A 25,340-nucleotide genomic window follows, 5' to 3' on the forward strand; every position below is an offset into this window, starting at 1 on the left:
TTAATCTCATTTACTAAGTTGTTAAGTTAATGAAACAAAACCGCCTCAGAGAGCGGTAAAAAAGGAGAAGCAGAAGAAGATGCAGAGAATAAAGATACTGACTATTATCGTAGGGGTGGCTTTGCTACTGCTAGCTACAGGATGCACAGGAGCAGGCAAACCAAATACGAAAGTAACGGAAGAACAAACAACAGCTTCCGCAGCTAGCGAAAAATCATCCTCCCATTCCTTCCCAAAAACAATAAAACACATGAAGGGGCAAACCGTTATTCAGAATAAGCCAATCAAAATTGCTACGCCATACATTGCTTTTGTAGACTATTTAGCTGTTCTGGATGAATATCCATATGCCGCGTCAGGGATTTCAACCATTAAACAAAACTTTCCTAATCTTAGTAAACGTATAGAAGGGAAAGCAATCATAGACCTTGGTTTAGAGGCAAATATGGAAAAATTACTAAGCGCGAAGCCAGATTTGATCATTGCAGCGGACGACATGATTGGCCAATACGAACAATTGAGTCAGATTGCTCCAACTGTTATTTTTCCTCAAGCAGGTGATTGGCGAGAAACATTAGAGCAGATCGCTGCTGTAATTGGGAAAGAGGATGCATCGGCGAAGATATTAGCTGATTTTGACCAAAAGTCAGCAGATTACAAAAAGAAGCTGGCTTTTCGAAGCCAAGAGTCTGTGCTATTTACCATGTCGCGAAGCAAGGATCAATTTGTAACCTGGGAGGAAAAACGCTTCGAGCCTTTCTATAAGGGATTAGGGCTAAAACCGGTGCCAGGAGCTGAAAAAGGTGGCCAATTATCATTGGAGAGCTTAGCCCAACTGAATCCGGATCATCTGTTTGTGATTAATAATTGGCAAGATCCAATCCCGGGGGGAGTCAAGGAAGCGTTGAAAGATAATCAGGTATGGAATAGTTTGAAAGCAGTCAAAAACAATCAAGTGTATTTTTTAGAGGACCCTTCACTATCTGGACCGATGGCGCTAGCAAAAATTGACGGTTTGGAAGAGATTATGCAAGCAATGGGGAAAAATCTAACAAATAAATAGAAAAGGGGATTTACGATGAAATTCAAATTCGCGGTTATGTTCCTAATTGTGCTGGCTGGCATGATTTCAATAGCCGCCTTTAACCCGGTCATTGGTCCTCTTTCACGCAATTTAGGACTAAGCGAGGTTCAATCAGGTTGCTTGGTTTCGATAACTGGAATTTGTTGGTTACTGGGTGGTTATTATTGGGAACGAAGACCAGCAAAAAGTAGAAAAAAATTACTAGCTTCTATTATGTTTGTCTATTTAGTTACCCTAATCGTATTTGCTTTGCTCGCTGACAATGCCAAGAGTAATTCGCTGGGTGCTGGTTCCGCCGGTTTATTTTGGATATTTTTGATTTTGCGGGCCATTGCGGGCTTTTTCTTTGGAGGGATTCCTGCTAAAGCTCAAGCATATGTAATGGGCTGGACAACGCAGGAAACACGCACTTGGGGAATGGCGCTATTCGGAGCGGCCAATGGCCTTGGTTTTGTGTTAGGACCAGCGATGAGTGGCGGATTAGCAGTAATTAGTCTGACCGTACCGATGTATGCGGTAGCTGTGCTTATGTTGATTATTGCCGTTATTTTCCTCTTATCTATTCCAGATGAACGGGAAAGTGAGATTCAGCGAACAACAGCCACGATCTCACCGAATGATTCACGAATCCGCCTTTATCTGTGGATTGGATTCGTTCTATCTGCTGCACTTAATATCGTTCAGGTTACGATTGGATTTTATATCCAAGACACTTTGGGCTACAATGCTCAAAAAGCGACACAGCTTATCGGACTTGGGTTAGCTATTTCGGGTATTATGGTTGTTTCTTCTCAGGTTCTCATCAGTAAATATTTGAAATGGAAACCTGCAAAAGTGCTACGAGTAGGTCTTTCTTGTGTGACTTTAGGTTTAGTAGGCTTTTTGTTATTCATACGCTTCGCATTCCTTGATTTTGCTATTTTGGGAATTGGAATAGGGTTTACCTTGTTAGGATACAGTTCGGGTGCTTCCCTAGCTGTTGAGGATCACGAGCAAAGAAGTGTTGCTTCCTTTATCGCTGCACTACAAGGGGGAGGCTCGTTCTTTGGACCTGTTATCGGTACGTTGTTGTATACGAGCAATAAGGTGCTACCATTTTCATTTTGTATACTTTTGATTTGTTTGTCAGGAATTTCTTTATTTAGAAAAAGACATCGTGTAAGGGTTTCTGTATAGCAGGAAAAAATGGAAAAATAGATGAAAAATCTTCGAGAGCGTGAAGATTTACTGTCTCTCGGAGTTTTTCTTTTATCAGAAAAATAATAAAGCCTAGTATTGTTTTGTGGTATAATTCCAAATATTTAAAATGCAGATGTGCCTGACTATAGACGGTATTCGGAAAGTGAGGCATTGTTAGAGAAAAAGTTCAACAACTAGAGAAAGCTGTGTTGAGAGAATACGCTTTTAGGATACCATTACGAAATTTGACCAATGCCAATAACAAAGGGGTGGAGGTATGCTTCACATTGTAAAATTGAATAGGGAAGATTACCCTAATGGGAAAATTATTACATATCAATATCAATCAGATTATTATTACGATGTGCGGATGATATCTAGTGAAAGGGGATGGAGTGTAGATCTCCGTGTGGAAAAGTTCGAGCAAACGTTTCAAAAAAAGGAACTTGGCAATCTCTTTGATGATGATAAAGATGAGCTTGAGTGCTATGCTGCCCTGCTAGATAACAGAGAAGTGGGGATTATCACGATTGCCCATGCAAGCTGGAATCAGAGCTGTGTTATCTGGGATTTGTATGTAAATGAAGAGTGCAAGAGACAGGGGATAGGAAGAGAATTAATTCTTTTTGCGTGTAAACGAGCCAAGGAACTCAATAGCCGCATGATTACTCTTGAAACTCAGACCTCTAATTTTCCAGCTATTCAATTTTATTTAGCCTGTGGGTTTACACTCGTCGGATTGAATGTCATGAGCTATTCAAATCAGGACATTGAGAAAAAGGAGGTAAGGATTGAATTGGCTCAATCCTTAGAGTGAAGATTGGAGCAATGAAGTAAATGGGGGAATAATCCCCCGTTTTTTAGTTTAAAAGCTTGGTGAAATCTGGTTCCTTCTTCACCTCTAAGGTTTTTTTCATTTTGAAAGTAGGCAGATCAACTATATAGACAGTATATGTTTTATATAACTTGTCACTATTATGGAAGTCTACATAATGAATAGTAATGTAGGAAAGACCCAAAGATTTTTTATCTGATGAAAGTTGATAATCTGCAATAAGAGAATTTTCATTTATGGGTAGCGTTGTGATTTTTTCATTCTCTTTTTTTAATAAAAGAGAGTCACAAAGCTTAACTCCACATTGATATTTTAGGAGTAAATAGGCTGTATCCTTATTTTCTGCGAGGATCATCCCGCGGGTAGCGACACCCAGTTCCGCTTTTTTCTGGTTATCATCTTCTAATTCTGAGTAAATCTTATTAAATTCTGGTATAGATTTGATTGGGACTTTTATGTTCTTTGTCTTATCATTATAGTCTTCAAATATAATATGATTCAAATCTTGAATGGATAAATATTCAGAAGGTGCACCTGTTTCAACGATAGGTTGAGAATCTTCTGTAGATGAAGAAGCCGCATAGAATTGAAAAAGACCTAAAAGGATAAGCGTAAATAACCCAACTGATCTTACTTTCATAAAGGACCCACTCCTCCATATATACCAATTTTTACAAGTATAACATGATGAAGGAGAAATATCCTTATGTATGTGAAATATCCTTATGGTAGAGTCTCTTTCTTGGAGGATAAGTTTTTATGCATGCAAAAGCTACCTATAAGTAGAAGGACAAAATGCGTAATCAGGAGGATAACATGGTATCCACTGTTATCTAAACTCAGCTTGTCGAAGAGGAAATGGAATCTTTACTAGCATTTTATGGGGTTCCTGCTGTGGAATAGTTAACTAAACAAACTGAATCATAAAACGCCTTTTCCAATCGGAGAGGTGTTTTTTCATATGGAGCTGATAAGCTCCTTGGAGCGTCATCCAGAACGAAAAGAATAGACGGGGATGAGGATGATAGAGATCGGCGTAGTGATTGCGACAAAAGCGGGTCAACTACGTGGCTGAAAACACAAAGTTGGTCTCCAAAATTGATTACATTCCTCTAGTATGGTTGTAATGGCAATAGCTTATAATGCAATAAACGCTTTATGGTATGATGAGAGATTTACCCGAAGTTGGCAAGATGGCATATTGAGGAAACGGGTGCTATTGGAACTCATGCAAGCGTGAAAAATTTCGTTTCAGAAGGGAGAAGCGGAGTAATGAAACCACAAGACTTTATAGATAAGATTGCACCAAGTGCTGTAGCTGACATGAAGAAAACTAAGATACCTGCGTCTCTTACAATCGCTCAGGCTATCCTTGAATCAGCCTGGGGAGAAAGTGGGCTAACGAAGCGAGGAAATAATCTCTTTGGCATCAAAGGAACAGGTCCAGCAGGCGTTTGCGCCATGTCCACAAAAGAAAATCACAACGGTCAATGGACAACTATCACAGCTAATTTCAGAGCTTACAACAACTGGGGAGAGTCTATTGCAGACCATTCCAAACTAATAGTAAACGGCACAAGAGACAAGCCTACACGCTATCATGGCGTACTAGGTGCTGATTATAAGACTGCCTGTTATGCAATCCACAAAGGAGGATATGCCACTGATCCCGGATATCCAGATAAGCTAATTGGGTTGATCGAAAAGTATGATTTAGTGAAATATGACAAGGAGGAATTGACAGTGAAACCAGAGACAGCGAACGAAATTATTAGCCATTTACAAGGGCAATGGGCTTTTTACAATCAAATGGGAATGAAGGATAAGGCGGTTAGGATTGGGCAATTGGCAGATGAATTAAGGGTGGCTAGTGGGCAAGCTACACAAAATAAATAAAACCAAGTCTCCTTTTTATTTATAGGAGGCTTGGTTTAGAGTTTTTTTCTTAAATTTAAAGGAAGCAACATTTAAATTTTTCTGTTAACCGTGCATATCTCATCAATTAAGAATATATATTTATGTTCGGGAAGATATTTTAATGGCTAGCAAAATTTTGATCCACTAATAATGAAATTTATTTTGCTAGAACATGCAGAAACGTAACGATAGCTTCGTGAAGATTGAAACCTATCATTTAAGAGGGGGAACGAACCAAGTTTTGTTACAGGAGATCTAACTGACGTCAAAATGACCATGCGATAACAATTAGCTAGTGGCAAAGGCAAAAGAGGGCAGGGGAGTAATTGAATCTGGCTACGAAGAGGTAGAGACGTTTGATTCAATGTATAGCGGATTAAATTAAGAAGTCATGAGGATTTCTGATGGATACCTGTTGAGGATGTAGGGAAGGTTGATTTCTAAATGAATGCAAAAAGTCGTCTCCTTACATGTAGGAAACGACTTCTCCCTTTATTTAAAGGTAATACGATTTAAAAGCCTCGCCTTTTGATAATGAAACATCGATTGAGACAGCTCAAATATTGTACCATTTACAAGGTATACCGTATTTTCAATAAGAAGTGCTGGATCGTGTTCATGTACTTCTAGTAATTGTGCACTCTCTTTGTCTATCTTTTCACAACGAATCACCTTATCTGCAAACCCGATATTGAGCTGTAAGTCCTCAATTAAATAACTATATATGGAGCTCGATGCTATTTCTTTATTTAAATAGGGAACAATGTCTTTTTTAAAGTGGCTTATTTCAATCGAAAATGCTTTACCGTCTACAATTCGTAATCGCTTCACAAAATATAGTTTCGTCCCTGCCTGACATTGCATTCGTTCTGCTAATGTCTCGTCCGCCGCCATTACATGTAACTCTACTACCTTGGTTTCAATATTTTGGGAAGCAAGATTTTTCGTTAACCCCCGTAGACTTCCTAAGTTAATATAATCGGTAATAGGGGCTTCGCGTAAAAACATTCCACTTCCTTGCACTTGAAAAATATATCCCCGATTGACAAGCTGACTTACAACCTTACGTATGGTATTGCGGCTAACCTGGAAGATATTCATTAACTCTTCTTCAGTTGGTAGCTTTTTTGTCTCATTGAATTTCCCATCGCGGATATCTTTTTCTAAGATGTCGGCAATTTTTTTGTACTTTACACTCATATTACGTCTCCTAAAACTAACTTTTCCTCATTATAATTCTTCACCCCTCGTTTCAATGATGTGCTTATACCAGTGAAACGAAAGCTTCTTTTTACGCTTTAAATTATCATTATGGTCGACAAAAATAAAACCATATTGTTTTTTATAACCGTTTAACCAACTTAACAAGTCAATCACAGACCATGCATAGTATCCTTTTATGTGAATTCCTTCTTGGATCGCGCGCTTTACAGCTTTTAAATGTTCTTCAATATATTTAATTCGCGGAACATCTACAATTTCTCCATCAATGATTGGATCTTCATCACCAAGCCCGTTTTCCGTCACATACACTTTAATGTTACCATATCTTTCTTTTAACATATGCAATCCATCTAAAAAACCTTTCGGCGATATTTCCCATCCCCATTTTGTATAGGTTTTGTCTTTCATACGCACTGTTCGATAAAATCCATCAAAAGAAGGGTTGCCTGGAGCGAGAGTAGATGTTTCTCTAGAATGCTTTTCATTCCTGATATCCTTATCATATCGTTCTACTCGTATAGGCTGGTAATAGTTCAAACCGATAAAATCGTTTTTTTCAGCATTTTGTTTGATCAACTCTAATTCTTCATTCGTCCAGTTAGGAATCCATCCCTTTTCTTTTAATTGCTGAATAACATAAGAAGGATATTCTCCCTTCAGAACCGGATCATAAAACCAGAATGTCTCATATTCATTCGCATGGCGTTCCGCTAGTTTATTATTTGGCTGATCATCTATGCTATAGGCAGGTAAGAAAACATGGGTAATGCCAATTTCTCCATATTGCTTTAACTGTTTGTACAATTGAACTGTTTTAGCATGTGCATAAAACACATAATGAGTAGCCTGAAAATAACGTGGAACATCATTTTGAATGCCTGGTGGATGGGCTCCTTTTAAATAACCTAATCCACAAAACATAACTGTCTCATTAAATGTAATCCAATGCTTTACTCGATCACCAAATGCATGAAAACAAATTTCTGCATATTTTACAAATGCCTCGGCGGTTCGCTTATTCGTCCATCCACCATCTTTTTCTAGTGTTAATGGTAAGTCCCAATGGTACAAAGTAACAAACGGAACGATCCCATATTGTAAGCATTCATCAATGACTCGATTATAAAATTCAATGCCTTTTTGGTTTATTTCACCATCCCCAGTTGGCAAAATGCGTGCCCACGAAATGGAAAAACGATATGATTCTAATCCCATTTCAGCCATTAATCGAATATCTTCCTGATAGCGATGATAATGATCAATAGCCACATCCCCATTAGTCTGATTGTACGTTTTACCAGGAATTTTTGAAAAAACATCCCAATTTGTAGCGCCTTTGCCATCTTCATTCCAGGCACCTTCTATTTGATAGGATGCTGAAGCAGCTCCAAACAAAAAATCATGTGGAAATTTCAATGCATATACCTCCATTTTTATCATTTTTTTATCATAATGAATTTAAATTATATCCACTTATTCGATTTGTGGGTACAAATATCTAAGCGCAATTATACTCTAAGCGACAACCGATTTCTAGATAAGAACATGAATGAATAAAGGATTTTACTGGTAATTTTGTCATGGATACAATTGTTAAACTGAAGTACTCCAAAAAATCAACCCAAGTCAGATCATGCGATGTAAATGAAAAAATTATAGATTATCAGATAAATGTTATTCTCATAAAAGGAAATAATTGGAGATAACTCTTATAAGTCAATTCTTAAATACGGTATAAAGAGCGTTCTTAATTGTTTCACTTCTATCTATATGGTCTGATGAGTATCAGAATAAAATTTATCAAAAGGAGAGTAGAAATCATGAAACTAGATAACAAATTTGTAGCTTCTGTTTTAACGCTGTCCGTTTTAGGTGTTTAATGGTTGTACCATATCAGTAATAGCCAATCCAAGTATCCCAGAGACTATGGAACCAGGAACGATTGTTGCGTATGATGAAAATAATGAAATGATTGTCCATAAGTACCAATTTAATAATACTAATGCAAAGCGTTCAGCTCTTATTAAAGAAAATAGGCAAAATCAAAAACTCTTTGAAGAAGAAACGGGGATTTGAAAAAGTGAAAAAAGATGCAGGATCGTTACCTGTTTTTTATTTGGACGAGCCAGTATTACCGAAACCTGAACCTGAAATGACTAATTATTATGATGGAATGGGCGAAAAAGGTGCGGACGGAAAAGCATTAAAAGAAAAACATTGTGCTACAAAAATGAAATATGACAGACCTGCATACAATACGAAGATCAAATTAGTCAAATACAAGTTGAGTGAATTATTATAGAGAAGAAAAGCAACCTTTTCTAGCTAATCAGACTACAAAGGATTGTGAATCAGAACTCGTTACAATAGAGAATGTCACACCCATTCATGAATCCGCTTTTTCATATCTCTCTAATGAAATGAGAAATCTTAGTGTTAAGCTGCTAGCGACCTTTTTTATGAATCAAGTGGCAACTTTATATAATAATCCATCCAATCGAATTAATATATCTATGTGGGAAGATACTGAATACTAAACAAGATTGGCAGCCTAGCTTAAAAGAATCACTAAACAGGCGTGTGCTGACTTTCTTACAAGACAATTATTTTTTACCTCAGCCGGTATGGGTGCTGTTTAATGAGGTTTTCATCTGGACGGAACAAAAAATACAATTATATGAATCCTATCCAGAAAATTCTATCGATCACTTACTTAAGGCTTGGCATATTATCAAACAAAGAATATGGAAAAGGCCCTAGTTTATGCTGAGCAAGCATGTCTGGACGATCCAGAAAATACGACCTATCAATTATGGTATGAGCAACTTCAACATCATATGAATGGTAAGAAGGTTTTTTGGGGTCTATTCAAAATTAAATTGAAATCTGTAAAAATACCCGAAAACACCTATCTAGAGCATCAAGATGTGACTGAAATAGAAGATTTTCACTACATACTTGCTAAGAATGAATGGGGGAGAAACAAATCATGACAATGAATACTTCTCTAACAAATCCTACGAGTAAAATTTCATTATGGTGCTATGGGCTAGCTGTGATGAATGATGAATGGTCTTGATCTTGAAATTACCAATAGCAAGGAAAATATACGGAGAAATAAACATTCCTTGACGCGAGACTGGGGAATTGAAAACAAGGAAGATTTGCTTCAATCACTCGAATGGTTATTAAAAGAAGGACATCGGCACTCATTTGATGAAATGAAGTTTTTCCTTTCCACGTTATCTGAGAGTGATCAATTAAATTACATTGAGTCGATCTCTAAGACAAGTGAGAAATATAGAGAATATCAAATTGTGAAAGCGTATATGAACAGGATTCCATTAGCAGGGATTGCTGCTTGGGATTGGGGTAGATATGCTAACTTGTGTAAGAAAGGAGCTTTTGTTGGCTACCTTTCATATGATGAGGCCCTAGAACTCGTAAAACATGTTGCCAGGATTGCTCAACAACAATACTTAAGCTGGCAAGAGTTTGGAACAAGCTTTCTAATAGGAAGACAATTCTCGTGGGGACAGAAAACTAGTGAGAGTGCTGAGAAAATGGCACGCTTTGTACGGAATTTGATCCTGCATCCAAACAGCGTGTGGAATCGTTTAGATTGGAATCTACCATTGGACTGTTAGGATTATCTCCTACAGGAGCGACGGTTATATATAGAAAAAATCATAATTTGTAGGTTAATACTCCTAATCGTCTATAACAAGTAGAAGAGCAATGCAAGTGCTAGAATAATATAATTTGAATAAATAATTATTCTGAATCATAATATACCTATCTATATATTTAGGAGGGCTCTTATGATTCTTATATTTGAAGCTATCGTTTTAGTTGCAGGTCTATTCTTTTTTAAGAACAAAGTAAAACATAATGTTTGGGAAGCCATAAAGACTTTTTTAATTGTTTGCTTGTCCGATCTTGTAATAATTCAATCAGCATTGTTTGAATATTTTAGTGATGATTCAAGGATAAATATTTTCTTTGCTGCTATGATTGTATTTTTGGGTATCACTGTTTATAAATTTAAAGATAAGAGATATCCAAGCCAAGACGAGCAAGCTTAAAAATAATGACAAAGATAAACTTTTTGTTAGAATTTTGAAAATAATTTATTCCTTACTAATTAATATCCAAAGTATCCATTTCAATAGTTCTTGCTATGTTTAAACTTAAATATCGCTTCCCTAGGGTATACGGAAACCAATACATAGGGATTAATTCAGTAACGTTGGAGTAAGAGTGATATTTTCATCAAACTCATTTGTACAGTCTATGCTGGAGTCGCATTTGCTACTTTATTAGCCATGATAAATGTTAATTTGGACTATCTTGATTCAAAATCAGTTGCTTTTGTTTCATCTCTAATAGCCTGGTTTCTTCAAACTACTGTTAATAAAATAGAAGAAGCAAATGAAAGTAATGGAGTATTGATTACTTCTACAAATCTTACTTTTGGTTTTTTAGTTGAACCGCTATAATAGTATTCTGTAGATGTTAAGTTTACAGATGACAGAGGTGAGGTCAGCATAGATAAGAAAAAGACACTTAGCAAAACGGATCGCCATAAAAAATTTTGGTTTTGGATCAATTAGTTATTGTAATTTTTGTTATAATATATTTGTTTGTCCATTTAGATGACGAAGATACAGGAAAAACATACATAGCTATATTAATCTTACTGGGTCTTAATGCATTAGCTCTTTTACTTAAAAGGAAATTTTTTTCATTTGACATTTATCTGTTTTTAATATTATACAGTAATAAAAAATGGCTTAGCGCATTATTGTTTGGTTAAAGAAAAAGCACCCAAATGTGGTGCTTTTTCTTATGTACGTAATATTTACTTATTTGCATAAACAAGTTTAATCTGTAGCTTTTTCAACATTAATAAATGGTTATTAAAATAGATTGGAAAAACTGGCGGCCATTATGCTGAACAATGTTATAATCGGAAGACTACTAGAGAGGATAGCGCTGCGTGAAGATGATCTTTCCATTATGTTAAAATGGATTTCACATTGAATTAAAGGTGTTGTTCATGGATAAGAAAAATAGTTTTGCAATACAATTTCGAACAGAAACTATTAATGATTATGGTCAATTATTTGCAGATTTTATAGTTGATGGCAAATCATTTTTTGACCAGTTTAGGAAGTATGATGTTATACCTAGCTTGGGATGGGGGATTAAAGAATATCAAGATGAGATGATTAGTTATTTTCTGATGCAGAAACCTCATCCTCTGTTATGGTATCGAGTCCCTGTATTAGTCTGTTCTCATTGTGGGGATTTAGAGTGCGGCTTTATTTCAGCTAAACTTGAGCGTATTGGTAACACAATTGTTTGGAAGGATTTCTATAAAAATGATTGCGAAAAGAAAATCAATTTAATGCCATATTACTTTGATTTTCAAAACTATAAAGATGCCATTTTATCAACTTTTAAGTAATGAACAAAGGAATAATGATTATTGAGGAGCCGTGTTCTTACTCCTCCTTTTTTTGTTATTGATAATATCCCTCTTGCAATTCAGAAGGTTTTATTGGAAGAAGGCTTTTATTCGGAGGAAACCCTTGAAAGCTAAAAGACATGCATGGGTCTTTGTATGTTTTTGGGGTAAGAGAGATATAGGGCCAAAAATATCTTGTATGAGTGGAACAGTCCTTTCGAATCAACTTTTATTTTGTCAACTTTTGAATTAAGAATATCCAAATTGTAGATATAACATCGTTCATTCAGCAAATCGCAATACTAACTTTTATTTTTTAAATCAAAGTATAATAAAAAGCCAACCATTGAATTTTTTATGGTTGGCTCAGACTGTGCACAAACTCTTCTTATGCTACTGAATAGGGAGAGTTTGTTTTATTTTTTGTTGGTAAAAGTCAGTGATTGAATAAGCTCACGCTTCTCCTATTCAGAATTCCAAATTTGATTTAATCATTTCGTTCTATGAAATAGAAAGGGAGTCTCTTTTGCTTTCTCTCTTTAGTCTACAAACTAATTCTTTAGTCTACAAATTAATGTTCAGCCAATGATATGATACTCCAAGGTAAGAAAAGGGGGCGGTTATGGATACATAATCGTTAATCCTCTGGGAATGCATCTTTATTTTGATACATACCTTTTCTATACTCAGCTAAAATTTTCGGCCAAATCTCAGTAAGGGTTTTCTGATAGGCAAAGTTTTTAATCGCGTATTCACGTCCAGCCTTTGCGATTCGAATCCGTTCTTCTTCATGCGTTAGATAATACTTAATTTTCTCTACTGTCTCTTCGGGAGAACTGGAGACTACACAATTTATTTCAGGAATCAGGTTGATACGAACTGCTGGGGTATCGGAAGTAAGTAAAAAGCCTCCTGACGACAATATATCAAAAGTGCGATTACTCAATTGATCGTTACAGCTTTGTAAACTAATGGAGATTTTTGCAGAATTATAAACCTTTGGTGTTTCAATATAGGGTAAAATACCATGTAGCATTTCAGGAGGTATTTTTTTATTATGGTGAAGATGAAGATTTTCCCATCTTTTTCCCCAGATTCTAGTATGGAAAGGCTGCTCGAAAAGAGGAATTATAAGATCAGAAATACTCTTATGTCTAACTTCACTTTGACCAAAATGCCCGTTTGCAATTAAAGCGACATCACATTGATAATTTAGATTAATTGGTACAGGTTTGTGTAAATCGGGATTACAGCCTACATTAAAGTACGTAGCAGGTATCCCTAATTTAAGATAATTTCGTATGCAAGTAGTACTTCTTGTTAAAACATAATTAGGTTCAATCGTTTTAACATATAAAAGTGACCATTTTTGATGGTGTAGCCAATCTTCTTCAGCAAAATAAACATGAAAAATATTATGTTTTTGGAGAATTTCTTTAACTAAAGGCAACCTTCCTTGATTGTGGAATGGCACATGCCAGATATCCCATCCCATACTAAATGCCATATCTGGATGAAATGCATTGATTGCTTGTTCCAGTGTGTCTTCATTAAAATTTTCTAAATAAATGATTTCGTGACCTAGCCTTTCAAGCGCATTTCCAATTGAATAACGAAAAATATCAAATGATAGTATAGCTAAAATTTTCATGATGTAACTCCTTAGCATAATTTTTAAAATTATGTGGAAACAAGTCTATTCATACGAAAAAACTCCTATTACAGGACTGGTAAGATGGATTTTTAAAAAAGAAGAGATTGTTACAGGATATGTTTTTGAAGAAAAAATGATTGGGTGATTGTTTGAATGCATCATTTTAGAAATAATAAGAATTAAATATTGGCGAAAGTAGTAAAAATATCTTTTTTGAAGGGATGTAAGGGGATACTTTTACGAAAAACTGTAACTATTTTTACCATACTGTCTTCGGTCCTGTTGGGTAAGCACATGTTAGCCATGCTGGAAATGTTATTTTTAAACAGGAGAATAGGTATCAAAACGAAGCATATGATCATGGAGCTCAGAAACCTATCTCATCTAACTGGTTGGGCACTCACAATTTAATGGAACCGTACAGCCTGTTTTAAAACGGAAGTTTAGTGAGGGGACAGACGAATTAGGTAATCAGTTCAACTCTTCCTTGGTTGTAGTTTCTGATGGCACCATTTACGCGGGTGAAGATGATGAATATCTGTATGCGATAAAACCAGATGGTACGAAGAAATGGGCATTTAAAATCAAAGGAGATTTCTCAAGTGCACCTGTAATCGGTAAAGGGGGCGTGATTTATTTTCGCACATCAGAGAACAAGCTATATGCCGTCAACCCGAATGGGACAAAGAAATGGCGATATCGATTGGCAAAATCAGCTTTCATCCGAAATTTCAATCGGAGCTGACGGGACTTTGTACCTGTGTGCAAACGATGAGCCAAACATCATGTCCAGTGAAAAATCATATTTATATGCAATTAATCCAAATGGCAAGATAAAATGGCGTGTTGCTAACTTACTTTTCTCCCATGCTCCGGTGTCAGCAGCAGATGGCACGATTTATGCCGTGCGCGAAGGAAAGTTAATTGCTCTGTTACCGAATGGACGAAAAAGTGGGAGTATGATACAGCTAGCAAAGAATATAATCATACCTTTAGAGTGAGAAAAGCGGAACCGAAGCTTGCTTCAGATAGAACGATCTATCTGGAAAATTCCAATTCAGCTGAAATTATGGCGTTTGGAGAGTAACTGGCAAAAAATGGAACTGTTATCTATCAATAAGTAGGGTAACATAGGTGCCATTGATCGGGATTTTTTAGCTATTCCACTAGACGATTGTGATTTGATTGAAGTCAGTAAAGGAATGAACAACATGGAAGGCAATAATTAAGCTTTATACAGGGATAGGTATATTGGAACGAGTTTATACCTCAATCACAAGTTGCCAAAGAAAACAAGGTGGATGGCGGGCACTTAAAAATAACCTTACAAGAATGCCTTAATAAAATAAATCGCTTTGATTAAATTGGAGTCAAGAAGAGGTTGAACAACAAATTAATGGCTGGCATTATTAAGTCGTTACAAATAAAAGACTTAGACATATTATTTCTTTTATGACATAATCAGGGGAAAGTTAAGGAATTAGTCTGAATATATAGCTAAAACCCAAAGGGGAGATACAATGGACATTGTTTCATTTTTCAATATCGTTAACACAGTAGGTATCCTGTTGATTGTGCTACTATTAGGAATCATGTTCAGAAAAAAAACCGACATCAAAAAAAATATATATGTAGAGGTACTGTTTCTTGTTTTCTTGATTGGGTTTGGTGTATACATGTTTTTAAACGATCAAACAGCAATTAAACCTTTAACTGTATCTTTACTAACAATCACCGCTTGCCTTCAAGTAGGTTTTTTGTTTAAACGATTATGTGGGTCCCAGGTATATAGAATTTTTCGTAACACGATAGTATTTCGTTTAAGAAATCTTACATATCAATGTCTTCCAAAGAATCTATATACTCTATGAAAACATTTCCAAAGTAACGAATTCTTTCAACATTGTCTCTTCGAATTTCATCAGGCATTACAATCCAGCCTGGATAAGTCCGTCTGTTATATTTCAAATTATCTTATTTTAGAATAAGTTTGATGTGGCCCATTGGTACAGTGCCGTTCCTTCGCTAGATGAAAAAAGGCTGCTTAAGTTGCCTCCACGTTTGGATTTGTAGTACGATGGAAAAGGAATCCAAACAATGGAAAAATGCAACTTATATAACAGAGAATAGGAGTGCTGCTACATGCTGACGCCACTGAAGGATAAGACGGTCGTAGTAACCGGAGCCAGCAAAGGAATCGGCAAAGGAATTGCGAGAACCTTCGCCGCACAGGGGGCGAAAGTCGCGGTCGTCGCACGCAGCCTGACGAAAGCGGAGGAAACCGCGGAGGAAATCCGGAAGAAGGGAGGCATTGCTCATGCCTTCCAGGGCAATGTCGCCGATTTGGAGTCGATGAAGTGTGTTGCTAGCGAGACGGCCGGTACTTTCGGGGGGATCGACGTGCTGTGCGCCAATGCAGGTATTTTTCCGAATGCGCCGATCGAGGAGATGACCGGTGAGCATTGGGATCAGGTGATGAACACGAATGCTCGCGGCACTCTGTTTTCCCTTCAAGCCTGCCTGCCCTTTCTGAAGAAGGCGGAATACGGCCGGATCATTGTTACCTCTTCGATTACGGGACCGGTCACCGGCTATGCCGGATGGTCGCACTACGGCGCAAGCAAAGCCGCTCAGCTTGGATTCATGCGCAGTGCGGCGCTCGAGCTCGCGCGTTACAGCATTACCATTAACGCCGTCATGCCCGGCAACATAATGACGGAAGGCTTGGATGGCCTTGGAGATCATTATTTGCAGGCGATGACGGCATCCGTCCCGCTCAAGCGGCTCGGAAGCGTCGAAGATATCGCTTACGCCGCTCTTTTTTTGGCTTCGAAGGAGGCGGGTTATATTACGGGCCAAACCATCATCGTTGATGGCGGTCAGATTATTCCAGAGAGTCTGGAAGCGATGGTGCAAACCTGATTCGATTACGATAGGACACCATATCCATACCCCGAGAGAAGGCAGGCGCATGTCTTTGTCTTTTGAAAAGCGAAACATTTCATCATGAACCCTCTGCTTGCCGAGCTCATGTAATCATCATAACCTATGTATAAGTGGACATCCGTTTTTAAAGGAACGGTTATGTCCACTTTTTTGTGAAGGTGAAGGTGGAAGTAGGGGCCTGGGAGGTTGACCAATAAGTATCCTATATTACCGCAGATTCTTTCCAAAGTCTTGAAAAATTAGTTGGGGATAATAAGGGATCCCGTCACATCGCCATCAAGTTAAGGGTGCTAAAAGGGTAGATGTGAGAGAAGGGGTAGCAAAATCTGGTGATTCTCATGTACGAATGATCTTTTGACATTAATTTTTTAAGTTGAGTGTTATATTTACCATATTTCAATTTATAAATCAAATATCCAATTGTTAATAACTTAAATATTTAATGATTTTTTAAAAATACAATAAATAAAATTAAGTTTGTAATATAATTTTATTTGTATTTTAAGTTATGGGGTGATTAGTTTTGGATTCAATTGATTTAGCGATACTAGATGCTTTGAAAGAAAACAGCAGAATGACAGCTTCCGAAATAAGTAAAAGAGTAAGTCTCTCTATTCCTGCAGTATTAGAACGAATTAGAAAAATGGAGCAAGGGGAAATCATTGAAGCCTACACAATAAAAATCAATCGAATTAAGACGGATTGCAAGCTACTGTCCTTTATTTTTGTCAATATTGATCAAACCGAACATATTGAAGATTTCAGAAAGGCTATTGTTCAATGCAACTCTGTTTTAGAATGCCACCACGTTGCGGGTGAATACGATTATTTATTAAAAGTTCTTGTAGAAGATACGCAGGCTTTGGAACATTTTATATCTAAAACGTTAAAGAACATAAAGGGTGTGCTTAAAAGCAATACTATAATCTCTCTTTCTTCCTTAAAAGAAAATGTCAATATCTAAAGAGGTAATCCCCATGCTTGTAAACGGGTTTAAATTTGGAATGATGTTGCAATTTGCCATAGGTCCTATTTGTATTTTTATATTTCAAATATCGGCATTACAAGGATTTTTCACAGCTATAACAGGAGTACTCGGAGTTACTTTCATTGACGGCCTTTTTATTCTGGCTGCCATTCTGGGAATCGCAACGGTTATGGACAATGGGAAGATTAAGTCTGGTTTTAGACTATTCGGCGCCGCCGTCTTATTTATGTTGGGATTGAACCTAGTGTTAAGTTTATTTGAAACTAATTTCCTGTCCAGTTTAAGTATTGTATACTTTTGGGACATAAAAAACGTATTTGTATATTCAATTATTCTGGCAGCTTCAAACCCTCTCACTATACTTTTTTGGGCAGGTGTATTTTCAACAAAGGTGATAGAAGATAATATAAAGAAGAAAGATATTTATGTATTCGGCGTTGGAGCATTATTTGCAACAGTATTCTTTTTAACTCTGGTGGCATTCGTAGGCAGTTTAGCTGGTGTATTCGTTACAACTTTCGTAGTTCAGATGCTGAATATCACAGTGGGAATAGTATTTATCTATTTTGCTGTAAAAATGATTTTCAAACAAACGGTTGAGTAAAAAACGGACGAAACGGCTCTGATGCAGAGCCGTTTCATTCATTGTTCCACACATAAATGAACATGGACAACATAAGGGAAAATAAAAAATGAAGTTTGAAGAGATTCATGCAAACACGAGATTTATAAGCTACATATGAGTAGAAAGCGGAACTGTCAAGAAGTTTTTGGATCAAATGGGAGAGGGGCGACTAGCGATAAATTATTGCTTGCCCTCTGTGTATATTTGGAAGGTAACTCCAAACTTATCTGTTACAATACCGTAAGCAGGACTAAAATGAGTTTCCTGAAGTGGCATATTCACTTGACCACCCTCCTGCAGGGCTTCATAAATTTGTGCAGACTCTTCCTTATTGCTTGTTGTAATACAGATAGTGACTTGATTACCTATTTGATGCGGCTGACCTGGAAATGTATCTGAAAACATCAGGTCAGTTTCGCCAACTTTAACCATTGCATGTGCCACTCGATCTTTTGCATTTGCAGGAATAGGAAATTCAGGGTTCTCGGGCATCTCACCAAATGTTTGGTTAAAAAGGACTTTGGCATGTAAGGCTTTTTCATAAAATTGGATAGCCTCTTTGGCATTCCCGTCCATCACTAAATAAGGGATCAACTTCAATGTCATTTCGAACCAGCTCCTTTGGTCTTGCATGTTTTATCGTTTCTACAATGCTGTTTGCTGCTTTGATCAGGCTTATTTTCTGAGTGCTGCTAACCAGAGAAACGAACCCTATATCTCATTATTAACATTAATGTGATTATAAAACAAAGAACATATGTTTGTAAATTGGGGTGTAAAAATGATAATGCCACGGTTAGATCATTTCGGAAAAATCAGAAGTAAATCGCAGTCAACAGGAAGGAAAATAATTAGTAGGTTAACATGTGTTGCTATATTTCTTACATAGGCACCTTCGCGGTACTCCATATTTGATATGGCAAATCATTAAGCTGTACTTGTTTGTCTGATTCGCTTTGGATTTTCACAAGAGTTGGAAACACACCAGGTATTCTTTCATCTGGAAACCACAGGCGGCTCGTTTCAATAAGAATAAATAATCCTTCTACATCCCCAACGGCAGCAAATTGTTTCTCATCCCTTCGCCATATTTCCTGTTCAAATGCTTCACAGATATGTTTGGAGTTCTCAGCAACATGAGGAACAGGCAGGCCAATTTCACTGACATAAAGGATACTGTTTTCACTGAAAACAGCCTCAGAGGGGTTTTGTAAGGAGTGATGTGCAATAAACTCAACTAAATTACCGTTTGGATCATAAAAATAGGTCGCAGTTGCGTTCCAAGCAGGAAAAAAGAACTGATCCTGTTTGTCAGTAGAAAAGCAAGAGATGCCTTTGCGTTGAAGCCATTGTTTTGATTCTGCCAGCTTATTTGAAGGGATCGTGAAAGCAAAATGATAATAAGCACCTAGATCAGAAACGTTTTTTTGAAAAGTGATTTTAGATTCACCAGTTGTAATTGTAAATGCTTCAGCAGACTCTTGCTCGATAGGAAAACATAACAGCCCTCCATAAAACGACTTCATTTCTTCTAATCGATTCGTTTGTAGTACGATTTCCATGATTCGCATGCAAACACATCCTTTTTTTGAGTTTGTTTCATTGGAAGGATAATCTGATTCAAGTTTAATTGATTCGTATCATTATTCATATCTTTTTCCAATTCCCGGAATACTTCCAGATCCATGAATCATAATATTCGAAACATCTACCATAGTTTGACCATGATGCTTTATGCTTGAAAAAATGTGAAAAGGTAGTCTACTCTTACAAAAGAGCAGGTCTACCTTTTTAGTTACTGGTTTTGTACTTTTTGACCCTTGTAATTAGGTTCATATATACTGTTTTTTTAATCGTATTTCAAGACTTGCGCATTAAAAAGAGACGTTTATGATCTTCCAACATTAAAGCAAAGCCACTATTTAAAATTTTATCCGATCAATGTATCTGATGCGGCAAGACGAGACAGGTGTGTTGAAGTTTCAACTGATATTTGACAACTGTCTAAAAATTAAAAGAACCACAAATTGTAATTTTCTGTTGGTTAGTAATAATGGTAGATACGAATCTTTATTGACGATTCAAGTAGGGGCTTCAGAGCCTACTATTTATACTTGTGATAGTGTAGAAAATCGAAACAAAGCCTCAAATGAACTGGCAAAATATTTTGTACATAAACCTGAGCCTAAATGGGAGGAGCAGGTTATAAATGCACATTTCATGGGACAAGAAAACATAAATCAGTTTCTCCGTTCTAATAAGCCTTCTGAACGTCGAAGCGCCCTAATAAGGTTGCTCAACTTACGTGAGATTGAATCAATATTTGAGAAAAGCAATATCATAAAGAATTCAACTCGATTAGACAACAATATTAAAAAATTGGCTACAGAAATCACAGAACATGAGAAAAATCTTTCTCAAATCACCGAGTTATTTTCATTACTTAACTTTGGGTCCGTTGAAGAGTATCTTCAGGAACTTTCAAAACGATTTGATGCTCTTAAGGTTATTGCTTGGGAATATGGAGTAATGGACTCGGTTAGTGAAGGTATTCCATCGACTCAAATAACCCTGACTGAATGCCCAAATTATTTAAAGAAACTTACTCTAAAAAGGGCAATGATCATTCAGCGAGAACAGAGTTTCGTATCTGCACGTCAGGAATAGACCGTGTAAAAGATCAGGTGGATCAAATACATCTTCTAGAACAAAAGGTAGAACTAGAAAGAACAAAATCCCAATTAGAGTTTTTACAAACCACTGATGTTACGTTTTTGGAGGAACAACGGTTAGAAAATCAGCAAAAACTATCCACATTGGATGAACATCACAGGAATATCTTAACAAGAAAGCAAACTGTCGAGACACTGAGAGTTCCATACAAAAATACTTTAGAAACAAACCTCGAAGATTTGTCTCCAAAAATCAACCGATAATTTTTGGGCTTGGTTTTATGAGGAGAAAAAATATTTCGAAGATCATTGTTCCACAATTTTTGGAACTGAGTTATTACATCATGAGCTATTCTTAGAAATAGACAATCTTAAATCAGAGTATATGTCATTTCAAATGCAGTTATCTGAGGTTGTTAATGAGCGCGTTCAAATTGAAGAGCAATTCAGATTATCTTCTGAATTGAACTCAGATTACTCATCGGTATTAGAAAAAGTTAAAGATCACATTATTAAACACCGATCTAAAATAACACATTGTGCTGTTTGCCTAAACGATAACTTTTCATCTGATGTATATTTCTAGTTTGACCGATATTGATGATGACATACCAGATAAACTGTTAAATATAATTGACTATACTTTGTCATCTGGTAACGAAAGAGAATCAGTTTTGTTAGGAAATTTGAATGAGTTAAAACAAAAAGAAATTGATTTACAGCGAATTATCCATGATTCTGTATTATCCGTGATAAGGGAGAAAGTAGCGAAATTCGTTATAGCATTCAAAAAATCCCAGAAAGAATTAATCTCCACTATTACGTAAATTTACAGTCCCTTATAGATCAACGTTCAAACATTTCCAGACAAAATGAGGATATTAAGCTACGCCTTCATAACTATAATGAGATAGCTCAAAAACTAAAAGAATCACTTGAGTTAAACGCATCGGAAATTATTACACATTCAAAAATTACTTTAACACTAGCCCAAACAGATGAAAGGATTGATAACTGGAATCAAGAAGCCATTAATCAAGGAATGTTTTCTGTAATTCCTAATATAGACGAGGTTAATGATAGATTGAAATCATTGAAAGAGAATGAAGCAGTGTCAATATATTATGAAGATTACTCACTATTTGAAAAAGAATTCTTCATACATGATCAACGAATACAACAAATAGGTAACATTAAGGACGCGGTTGATAATATTCTACTACTCAAAGTTCCTGATGAACATGAAGATCTATTAGAGTCGTATGTTAACAATCAGAATGAATTTTTGACAAAAAAAGAACACATGATGAGCTAGTCCTTTATCAGACACAGTCTGAAACAATCTATGCTAATACCTATCGGATCCAGCAAGCATTAATTGTGGAGCGACTTTCAGACAACAATTTGATGAATTGGATATATAAGCTCATTAATCCTCATCCATTTTTCAAAGAAATAAGAATGGAGGAAAGAAACAAAGGGATCAATATTAAAGATTCCTCAGGAGGCATTTTTTTAGACCAAATATTTAGTTCTGCTCAAAATTAAATATTCTAGCACTTAGCATATTTTTAGGGATAGGGCTAACCCAGCAATTTAGTAAGTGGGACCAGCTATTCTTAGATGACCCTATTCAAAGTATGGATGATGTTAAGATATTAACATCTTTTAAAAAGAATTGTGTAGATCATATGAATGGTTCAGCATGTAAGTCAATTGATGAATTAGAGAGTTACAGAACAGAATTGAGGAAGAAATTGGGGGTTTAATAACCTTAGAATCTCTAAAAGTATGACAAGAAAATGTACTTCATACTTGGGGTAGTACCAGCGCCGCTGACACCACTCGCAAAGTAGAGTGGTTTTTCTATTGGAGTGATATAGATGCGTGTGGGTCAGCTGCGCGGGGTATAAGATTTTGTGTAGCAAACAGGTGTGTGTTCGGGAGCAAACAAAAACTTAAGTAGTTGAATAGAAATGAAACGGCCAACTCTTTTGAAACTGAGAAGTACCTCATTATTTTCGAAGACAGAACTCATTAGGGTTTCTTCTAAAAATTGAAACTTTTAGAATAGCGCAGCGTATTACTAGAAAAGGTTATTTTTAGGAGGCGTACGATGATAGAATTAAATTTAGATCCCCTGCAAATATTATCTTATGCTATAGAATTGGGACGGCCACTATTTCTGATTGTTGGAGCAATAATAGTATATAAAAAATTTCAAGGCGCTTAACTAAGCGTCTTTTTATTTTGCCCATCGTTGGGCTTCTGTAGGAAACTACCACAGCGCGACGGATTTCGGAACCCGAATGATGGGCAAAACCAACTATACGTTAAAGGGATAGCGTCAGGAAATGCGGATTTACAACGATAAGCCTATCCCTCGATATAAATATACTGTTTTAACAACGTTAAGATATTTGAGACAAGTTATATCATACAAGAGTGAAATCTTTGTGCTCAAGATTTCACTCTTGTATCAATAGGGTTACTCTATTAGGACAAACTGGGGAAACTTGATACACAAGACTTCTTATCCTTAACGATGTAAAAGAGCAAAATACTGATGATACCCCTACTTGATTATATATTTTAAAGGTGTAACATATAATTAATGGATTATTTACCTATAAATGGAAGGTGGTATACAATGTTAACCGAATTACAAAAAAATTTTTTCTCCCGATTACAGATATCTCCAAAAGAAGATGTAACCTTTGAAGATTTACATGGAATTCTTTTGCAAATGGGATATGTACTACCCTATGAAAATTTAGACGTTATGGACAAGAATATCCGAAAAATTTCTAGAGAGAATGTCCAAGAAAAATTACTATTAACCCATTGCGGAGGACTATGTTACGAGCTTAATTCCTTATTATATTATTTTTTAATTGATTGTGGATTTGATGTCTATCGAGTATCTGGTACGGTCTACGATTTAGGGAGTGGTAAGTGGAAACCTGATGATGGGCATGTGATTATTATTTTAAACTATAATAATCAGAAATACATTATAGACGGGGGGTTTGCCTCACATCTTCCTTTATATCCAGTCCCATTTAGCGGGGAAGTCATCTCATCTCAAACAGGAAAATACCGTATTCGTAAACAAAATACTGAAAAAGGAACCTACCTACTAGAAATGAAAAAAGGAGAAAATGGGGAGAGCGCTCAATTCCTTGATTCTGAACCTACAAATACATGGCGCACTGGATATGCATTTACATTAGATGAAATAGATACAAATAAAGTAAATGTCATACAAAATATTATTGTAGAGCACCCAGAATCTCCATTTAACAAAGGATGTATTATCTGTAAATTAATTGAAGGGGGACATATTTCACTTACTAAACGAAGTTTTACAGAAACCAAAAAAGGCAAAAAAAGAAAACGAACCATAAATGAAGAAGAGTATCATCAGATTCTTACAGAAGTATTTAATATTGTTCCGAATAAATACCTCGATAAAACTATAGAAAGTGGCTAGCTTAATCTTAAACCAACTCATATAAAATTTCTCTACCACTTTAAAGCCAAATTTGTTGAAATAAAATTGCATTTTAATAATTTCAATTGAAGACGTTGGTACACTTTATTTGCAATATGTTTTGAGAGTGAAAAACAGAACTTCTTATGTAGTATCACAAACCACTCGAAAGAGTGCTTTTTCCATGCTGTGGGGAAAACTTCTCCACAGCCTCTTAATTAACAGAAGCAACTACAGTAATAAAGGGAAAAGGACTATTTAAGGAAGAGTTAATGAAGCATATATCACCATTGGGCTGGGAACATATCAATTTTCTTGGAGAATACTCTTTCGATATAAGCAAGACGACAAATATAAAAGCATTGAGACCTCCTAACCATTTAATGACAAAGCCGAACTTCCTTAGAGTAGGAAAATTGGATTTTTTCATGTCGAATTTTGCTAAGCGTATGTTTTCCGCGTTTAACTTAACTAGTCAGAATGGGTGACTTTACCGTATTCAATGTAGAGTTGCCCATTCTTTTTATTTCATTAAATACTAGATATCTGATATCTATATTCAATTTTATAGTATTCATAGTACATTGAGTAAGGTGTTTAAGATCGAGGGTGTAGCCTAAGCCTTACAAAATTGTAAGTTTTTTATTGACGGTAACATCTACATGTAACTATAATGGTTACGAGGTGGGGATACCAGTAGTTCACCATCTCGTAATAAATCTAAGAGGTGAATATTTTATGAAACGTAAATTTATTGCAGCAGCGCTGGTTACAGGAACATTACTGTCATACTCATCTAATACTTTTGCAGATGTTAATTCCAAAGGTGCTATTTCTAAAATGAGTGAAGTACAAAATCAAAACTTTATAGTTGGAACAGTAATAGATGCATATAAGGGTGAGATTTCTGTTGAATACAATATGAATGAAGGAAAAAGTGAAATAGTTCTTGTAAAAACAAATAATGGCCAAACATTTGCTGAAGGTGACAAAGTTCAGGTATCTAATAAATCTGAATGGAAAATCAAAAATCCCGGACATCCAAATGAGTTCTATCTAGCTCCAGATAACTCAATTTCTAAAGTTGATGCAACGAATTAATAAAGCTTGTTTGTAAGAAAAATTTAAGAATTAATTAGTAAAATAACAATTACTTTATAAGAGCCTTATAGTTTTGTTCTAAAAACTATAAGGCTCTTTCAGACTGTGGACAAACTCTTCTTATGCTACTGATATAAGAATTTATTTTTTGA

At 36.1% G+C, this 25,340-nt stretch carries 23 protein-coding genes and 1 pseudogene; 18 read left to right on the forward strand and 6 right to left on the reverse strand.

Going from position 1 to position 25,340, the window contains the following annotated elements; genetic code table 11:
• Nucleotides 1-79: 79 nt before the first annotated feature.
• From QZ995_RS03580 to QZ995_RS03590, 3 genes are all read left to right on the forward strand, one after another.
• On the forward strand, nucleotides 80-1,063 hold the full coding sequence (locus QZ995_RS03580) for an ABC transporter substrate-binding protein (RefSeq protein WP_301803101.1): 984 nt from the start codon (nucleotides 80-82) through the stop codon (nucleotides 1,061-1,063).
• 15 nt (nucleotides 1,064-1,078) lie between these two features.
• A complete protein-coding gene (locus tag QZ995_RS03585) occupies nucleotides 1,079-2,260 on the forward strand; it encodes an MFS transporter (RefSeq protein ID WP_301803104.1) in 1,182 nt (393 codons plus the stop codon).
• Nucleotides 2,261-2,540: 280 nt separating this feature from the next.
• On the forward strand, nucleotides 2,541-3,080 hold the full coding sequence (locus QZ995_RS03590; RefSeq protein ID WP_301803108.1) for a GNAT family N-acetyltransferase: 540 nt from the start codon (nucleotides 2,541-2,543) through the stop codon (nucleotides 3,078-3,080).
• 43 nt (nucleotides 3,081-3,123) lie between these two features.
• On the opposite strand, the gene QZ995_RS03595 is transcribed toward QZ995_RS03590, so the two are convergent.
• Nucleotides 3,124-3,738 (reverse strand): hypothetical protein, encoded by a 615-nt coding sequence (locus QZ995_RS03595; protein ID WP_301803110.1) that lies wholly within the window; start codon nucleotides 3,736-3,738, stop codon nucleotides 3,124-3,126.
• 632 nt (nucleotides 3,739-4,370) lie between these two features.
• Between QZ995_RS03595 and QZ995_RS03600 the strand changes: the two genes are divergently transcribed.
• On the forward strand, nucleotides 4,371-4,994 hold the full coding sequence (locus QZ995_RS03600) for a glycoside hydrolase family 73 protein (RefSeq protein ID WP_301803114.1): 624 nt from the start codon (nucleotides 4,371-4,373) through the stop codon (nucleotides 4,992-4,994).
• 513 nt (nucleotides 4,995-5,507) lie between these two features.
• Here QZ995_RS03600 and QZ995_RS03605 read toward each other — a convergent pair.
• Together QZ995_RS03605 and QZ995_RS03610 are read right to left on the reverse strand one after the other, a co-directional pair.
• Nucleotides 5,508-6,215, reverse strand: a complete 708-nt coding sequence (locus QZ995_RS03605) for a GntR family transcriptional regulator (RefSeq protein WP_301803117.1) — start codon at nucleotides 6,213-6,215, stop codon at nucleotides 5,508-5,510.
• A gap of 30 nt (nucleotides 6,216-6,245) precedes the next feature.
• Complete coding sequence (locus QZ995_RS03610) at nucleotides 6,246-7,655, reverse strand: GH1 family beta-glucosidase (protein WP_301803120.1); 1,410 nt, start codon at nucleotides 7,653-7,655, stop codon at nucleotides 6,246-6,248.
• A gap of 510 nt (nucleotides 7,656-8,165) precedes the next feature.
• Here QZ995_RS03610 and QZ995_RS03615 point away from each other — a divergent pair.
• The 5 genes from QZ995_RS03615 (at nucleotide 8,166) to QZ995_RS03635 (ending at nucleotide 11,709) form a co-directional block, all read left to right on the forward strand.
• Nucleotides 8,166-8,315: a hypothetical protein gene (locus tag QZ995_RS03615; protein WP_301803123.1), complete on the forward strand. Its 150-nt coding sequence runs from the start codon at nucleotides 8,166-8,168 to the stop codon at nucleotides 8,313-8,315.
• 4 nt (nucleotides 8,316-8,319) lie between these two features.
• The gene (locus tag QZ995_RS03620; RefSeq protein WP_301803127.1) at nucleotides 8,320-8,541 is read left to right on the forward strand and encodes a hypothetical protein; all 222 of its coding nucleotides are present in this window, start codon (nucleotides 8,320-8,322) and stop codon (nucleotides 8,539-8,541) included.
• 826 nt (nucleotides 8,542-9,367) lie between these two features.
• Nucleotides 9,368-9,886: a DUF1266 domain-containing protein gene (locus QZ995_RS03625; protein WP_301803131.1), complete on the forward strand. Its 519-nt coding sequence runs from the start codon at nucleotides 9,368-9,370 to the stop codon at nucleotides 9,884-9,886.
• A 174-nt stretch (nucleotides 9,887-10,060) separates the two neighbouring features.
• Nucleotides 10,061-10,324 carry a hypothetical protein gene (locus QZ995_RS03630; protein ID WP_301803134.1) on the forward strand — a complete coding sequence of 88 codons (264 nt, stop codon included), beginning with the start codon at nucleotides 10,061-10,063 and terminating at the stop codon, nucleotides 10,322-10,324.
• A 974-nt stretch (nucleotides 10,325-11,298) separates the two neighbouring features.
• The gene (locus QZ995_RS03635) at nucleotides 11,299-11,709 is read left to right on the forward strand and encodes an oxidoreductase (RefSeq protein WP_301803137.1); all 411 of its coding nucleotides are present in this window, start codon (nucleotides 11,299-11,301) and stop codon (nucleotides 11,707-11,709) included.
• A gap of 637 nt (nucleotides 11,710-12,346) precedes the next feature.
• On the opposite strand, the gene QZ995_RS03640 is transcribed toward QZ995_RS03635, so the two are convergent.
• Nucleotides 12,347-13,360, reverse strand: coding sequence for a CgeB family protein (locus tag QZ995_RS03640; protein ID WP_301803140.1), 1,014 nt, complete (start codon nucleotides 13,358-13,360; stop codon nucleotides 12,347-12,349).
• Between the two features lie 490 nt (nucleotides 13,361-13,850).
• Here QZ995_RS03640 and QZ995_RS23785 point away from each other — a divergent pair, with 490 nt between their 5' ends.
• The 5 genes from QZ995_RS23785 (at nucleotide 13,851) to QZ995_RS03660 (ending at nucleotide 17,901) form a co-directional block, all read left to right on the forward strand.
• Nucleotides 13,851-14,108 carry an outer membrane protein assembly factor BamB family protein gene (locus QZ995_RS23785; protein ID WP_437124709.1) on the forward strand — a complete coding sequence of 86 codons (258 nt, stop codon included), beginning with the start codon at nucleotides 13,851-13,853 and terminating at the stop codon, nucleotides 14,106-14,108.
• Nucleotides 14,026-14,364 (forward strand): hypothetical protein, encoded by a 339-nt coding sequence (locus QZ995_RS03645; RefSeq protein WP_301803143.1) that lies wholly within the window; start codon nucleotides 14,026-14,028, stop codon nucleotides 14,362-14,364. Before QZ995_RS23785 ends, QZ995_RS03645 begins: the two co-directional genes overlap by 83 nt.
• A gap of 1,141 nt (nucleotides 14,365-15,505) precedes the next feature.
• A complete protein-coding gene (gene fabG, locus QZ995_RS03650; protein WP_301803145.1) occupies nucleotides 15,506-16,285 on the forward strand; it encodes a 3-oxoacyl-ACP reductase FabG in 780 nt (259 codons plus the stop codon).
• 547 nt (nucleotides 16,286-16,832) lie between these two features.
• Entirely contained in the window at nucleotides 16,833-17,273 is a 441-nt protein-coding gene (locus QZ995_RS03655; protein ID WP_301803148.1) for an Lrp/AsnC family transcriptional regulator, read from the forward strand.
• A gap of 13 nt (nucleotides 17,274-17,286) precedes the next feature.
• Nucleotides 17,287-17,901: a LysE family translocator gene (locus QZ995_RS03660; protein ID WP_301803151.1), complete on the forward strand. Its 615-nt coding sequence runs from the start codon at nucleotides 17,287-17,289 to the stop codon at nucleotides 17,899-17,901.
• Nucleotides 17,902-18,102: 201 nt separating this feature from the next.
• On the opposite strand, the gene QZ995_RS03665 is transcribed toward QZ995_RS03660, so the two are convergent.
• Nucleotides 18,103-18,528: a VOC family protein gene (locus QZ995_RS03665; RefSeq protein WP_301803152.1), complete on the reverse strand. Its 426-nt coding sequence runs from the start codon at nucleotides 18,526-18,528 to the stop codon at nucleotides 18,103-18,105.
• 275 nt (nucleotides 18,529-18,803) lie between these two features.
• Complete coding sequence (locus tag QZ995_RS03670) at nucleotides 18,804-19,493, reverse strand: VOC family protein (protein ID WP_301803157.1); 690 nt, start codon at nucleotides 19,491-19,493, stop codon at nucleotides 18,804-18,806.
• Between the two features lie 403 nt (nucleotides 19,494-19,896).
• On the opposite strand from QZ995_RS03670, the gene QZ995_RS03675 reads away from it, so the two are divergent.
• The 4 genes and pseudogenes from QZ995_RS03675 (at nucleotide 19,897) to QZ995_RS03690 (ending at nucleotide 25,188) form a co-directional block, all read left to right on the forward strand.
• Nucleotides 19,897-20,589, forward strand: a complete 693-nt coding sequence (locus tag QZ995_RS03675) for a hypothetical protein (RefSeq protein WP_301803159.1) — start codon at nucleotides 19,897-19,899, stop codon at nucleotides 20,587-20,589.
• 2,655 nt (nucleotides 20,590-23,244) lie between these two features.
• Nucleotides 23,245-24,087, forward strand: a complete 843-nt coding sequence (locus QZ995_RS03680; protein ID WP_301803161.1) for an arylamine N-acetyltransferase family protein — start codon at nucleotides 23,245-23,247, stop codon at nucleotides 24,085-24,087.
• A gap of 218 nt (nucleotides 24,088-24,305) precedes the next feature.
• Nucleotides 24,306-24,458: pseudogene (locus tag QZ995_RS03685) on the forward strand (Tn3 family transposase); the annotation flags it as partial.
• Nucleotides 24,459-24,825: 367 nt separating this feature from the next.
• Nucleotides 24,826-25,188: a hypothetical protein gene (locus QZ995_RS03690; RefSeq protein WP_301803163.1), complete on the forward strand. Its 363-nt coding sequence runs from the start codon at nucleotides 24,826-24,828 to the stop codon at nucleotides 25,186-25,188.
• Nucleotides 25,189-25,340 lie beyond the last annotated feature (152 nt).

This window comes from Brevibacillus laterosporus (assembly GCF_030489605.1).
GTDB lineage: Bacteria > Bacillota > Bacilli > Brevibacillales > Brevibacillaceae > Brevibacillus_B > Brevibacillus_B laterosporus_E.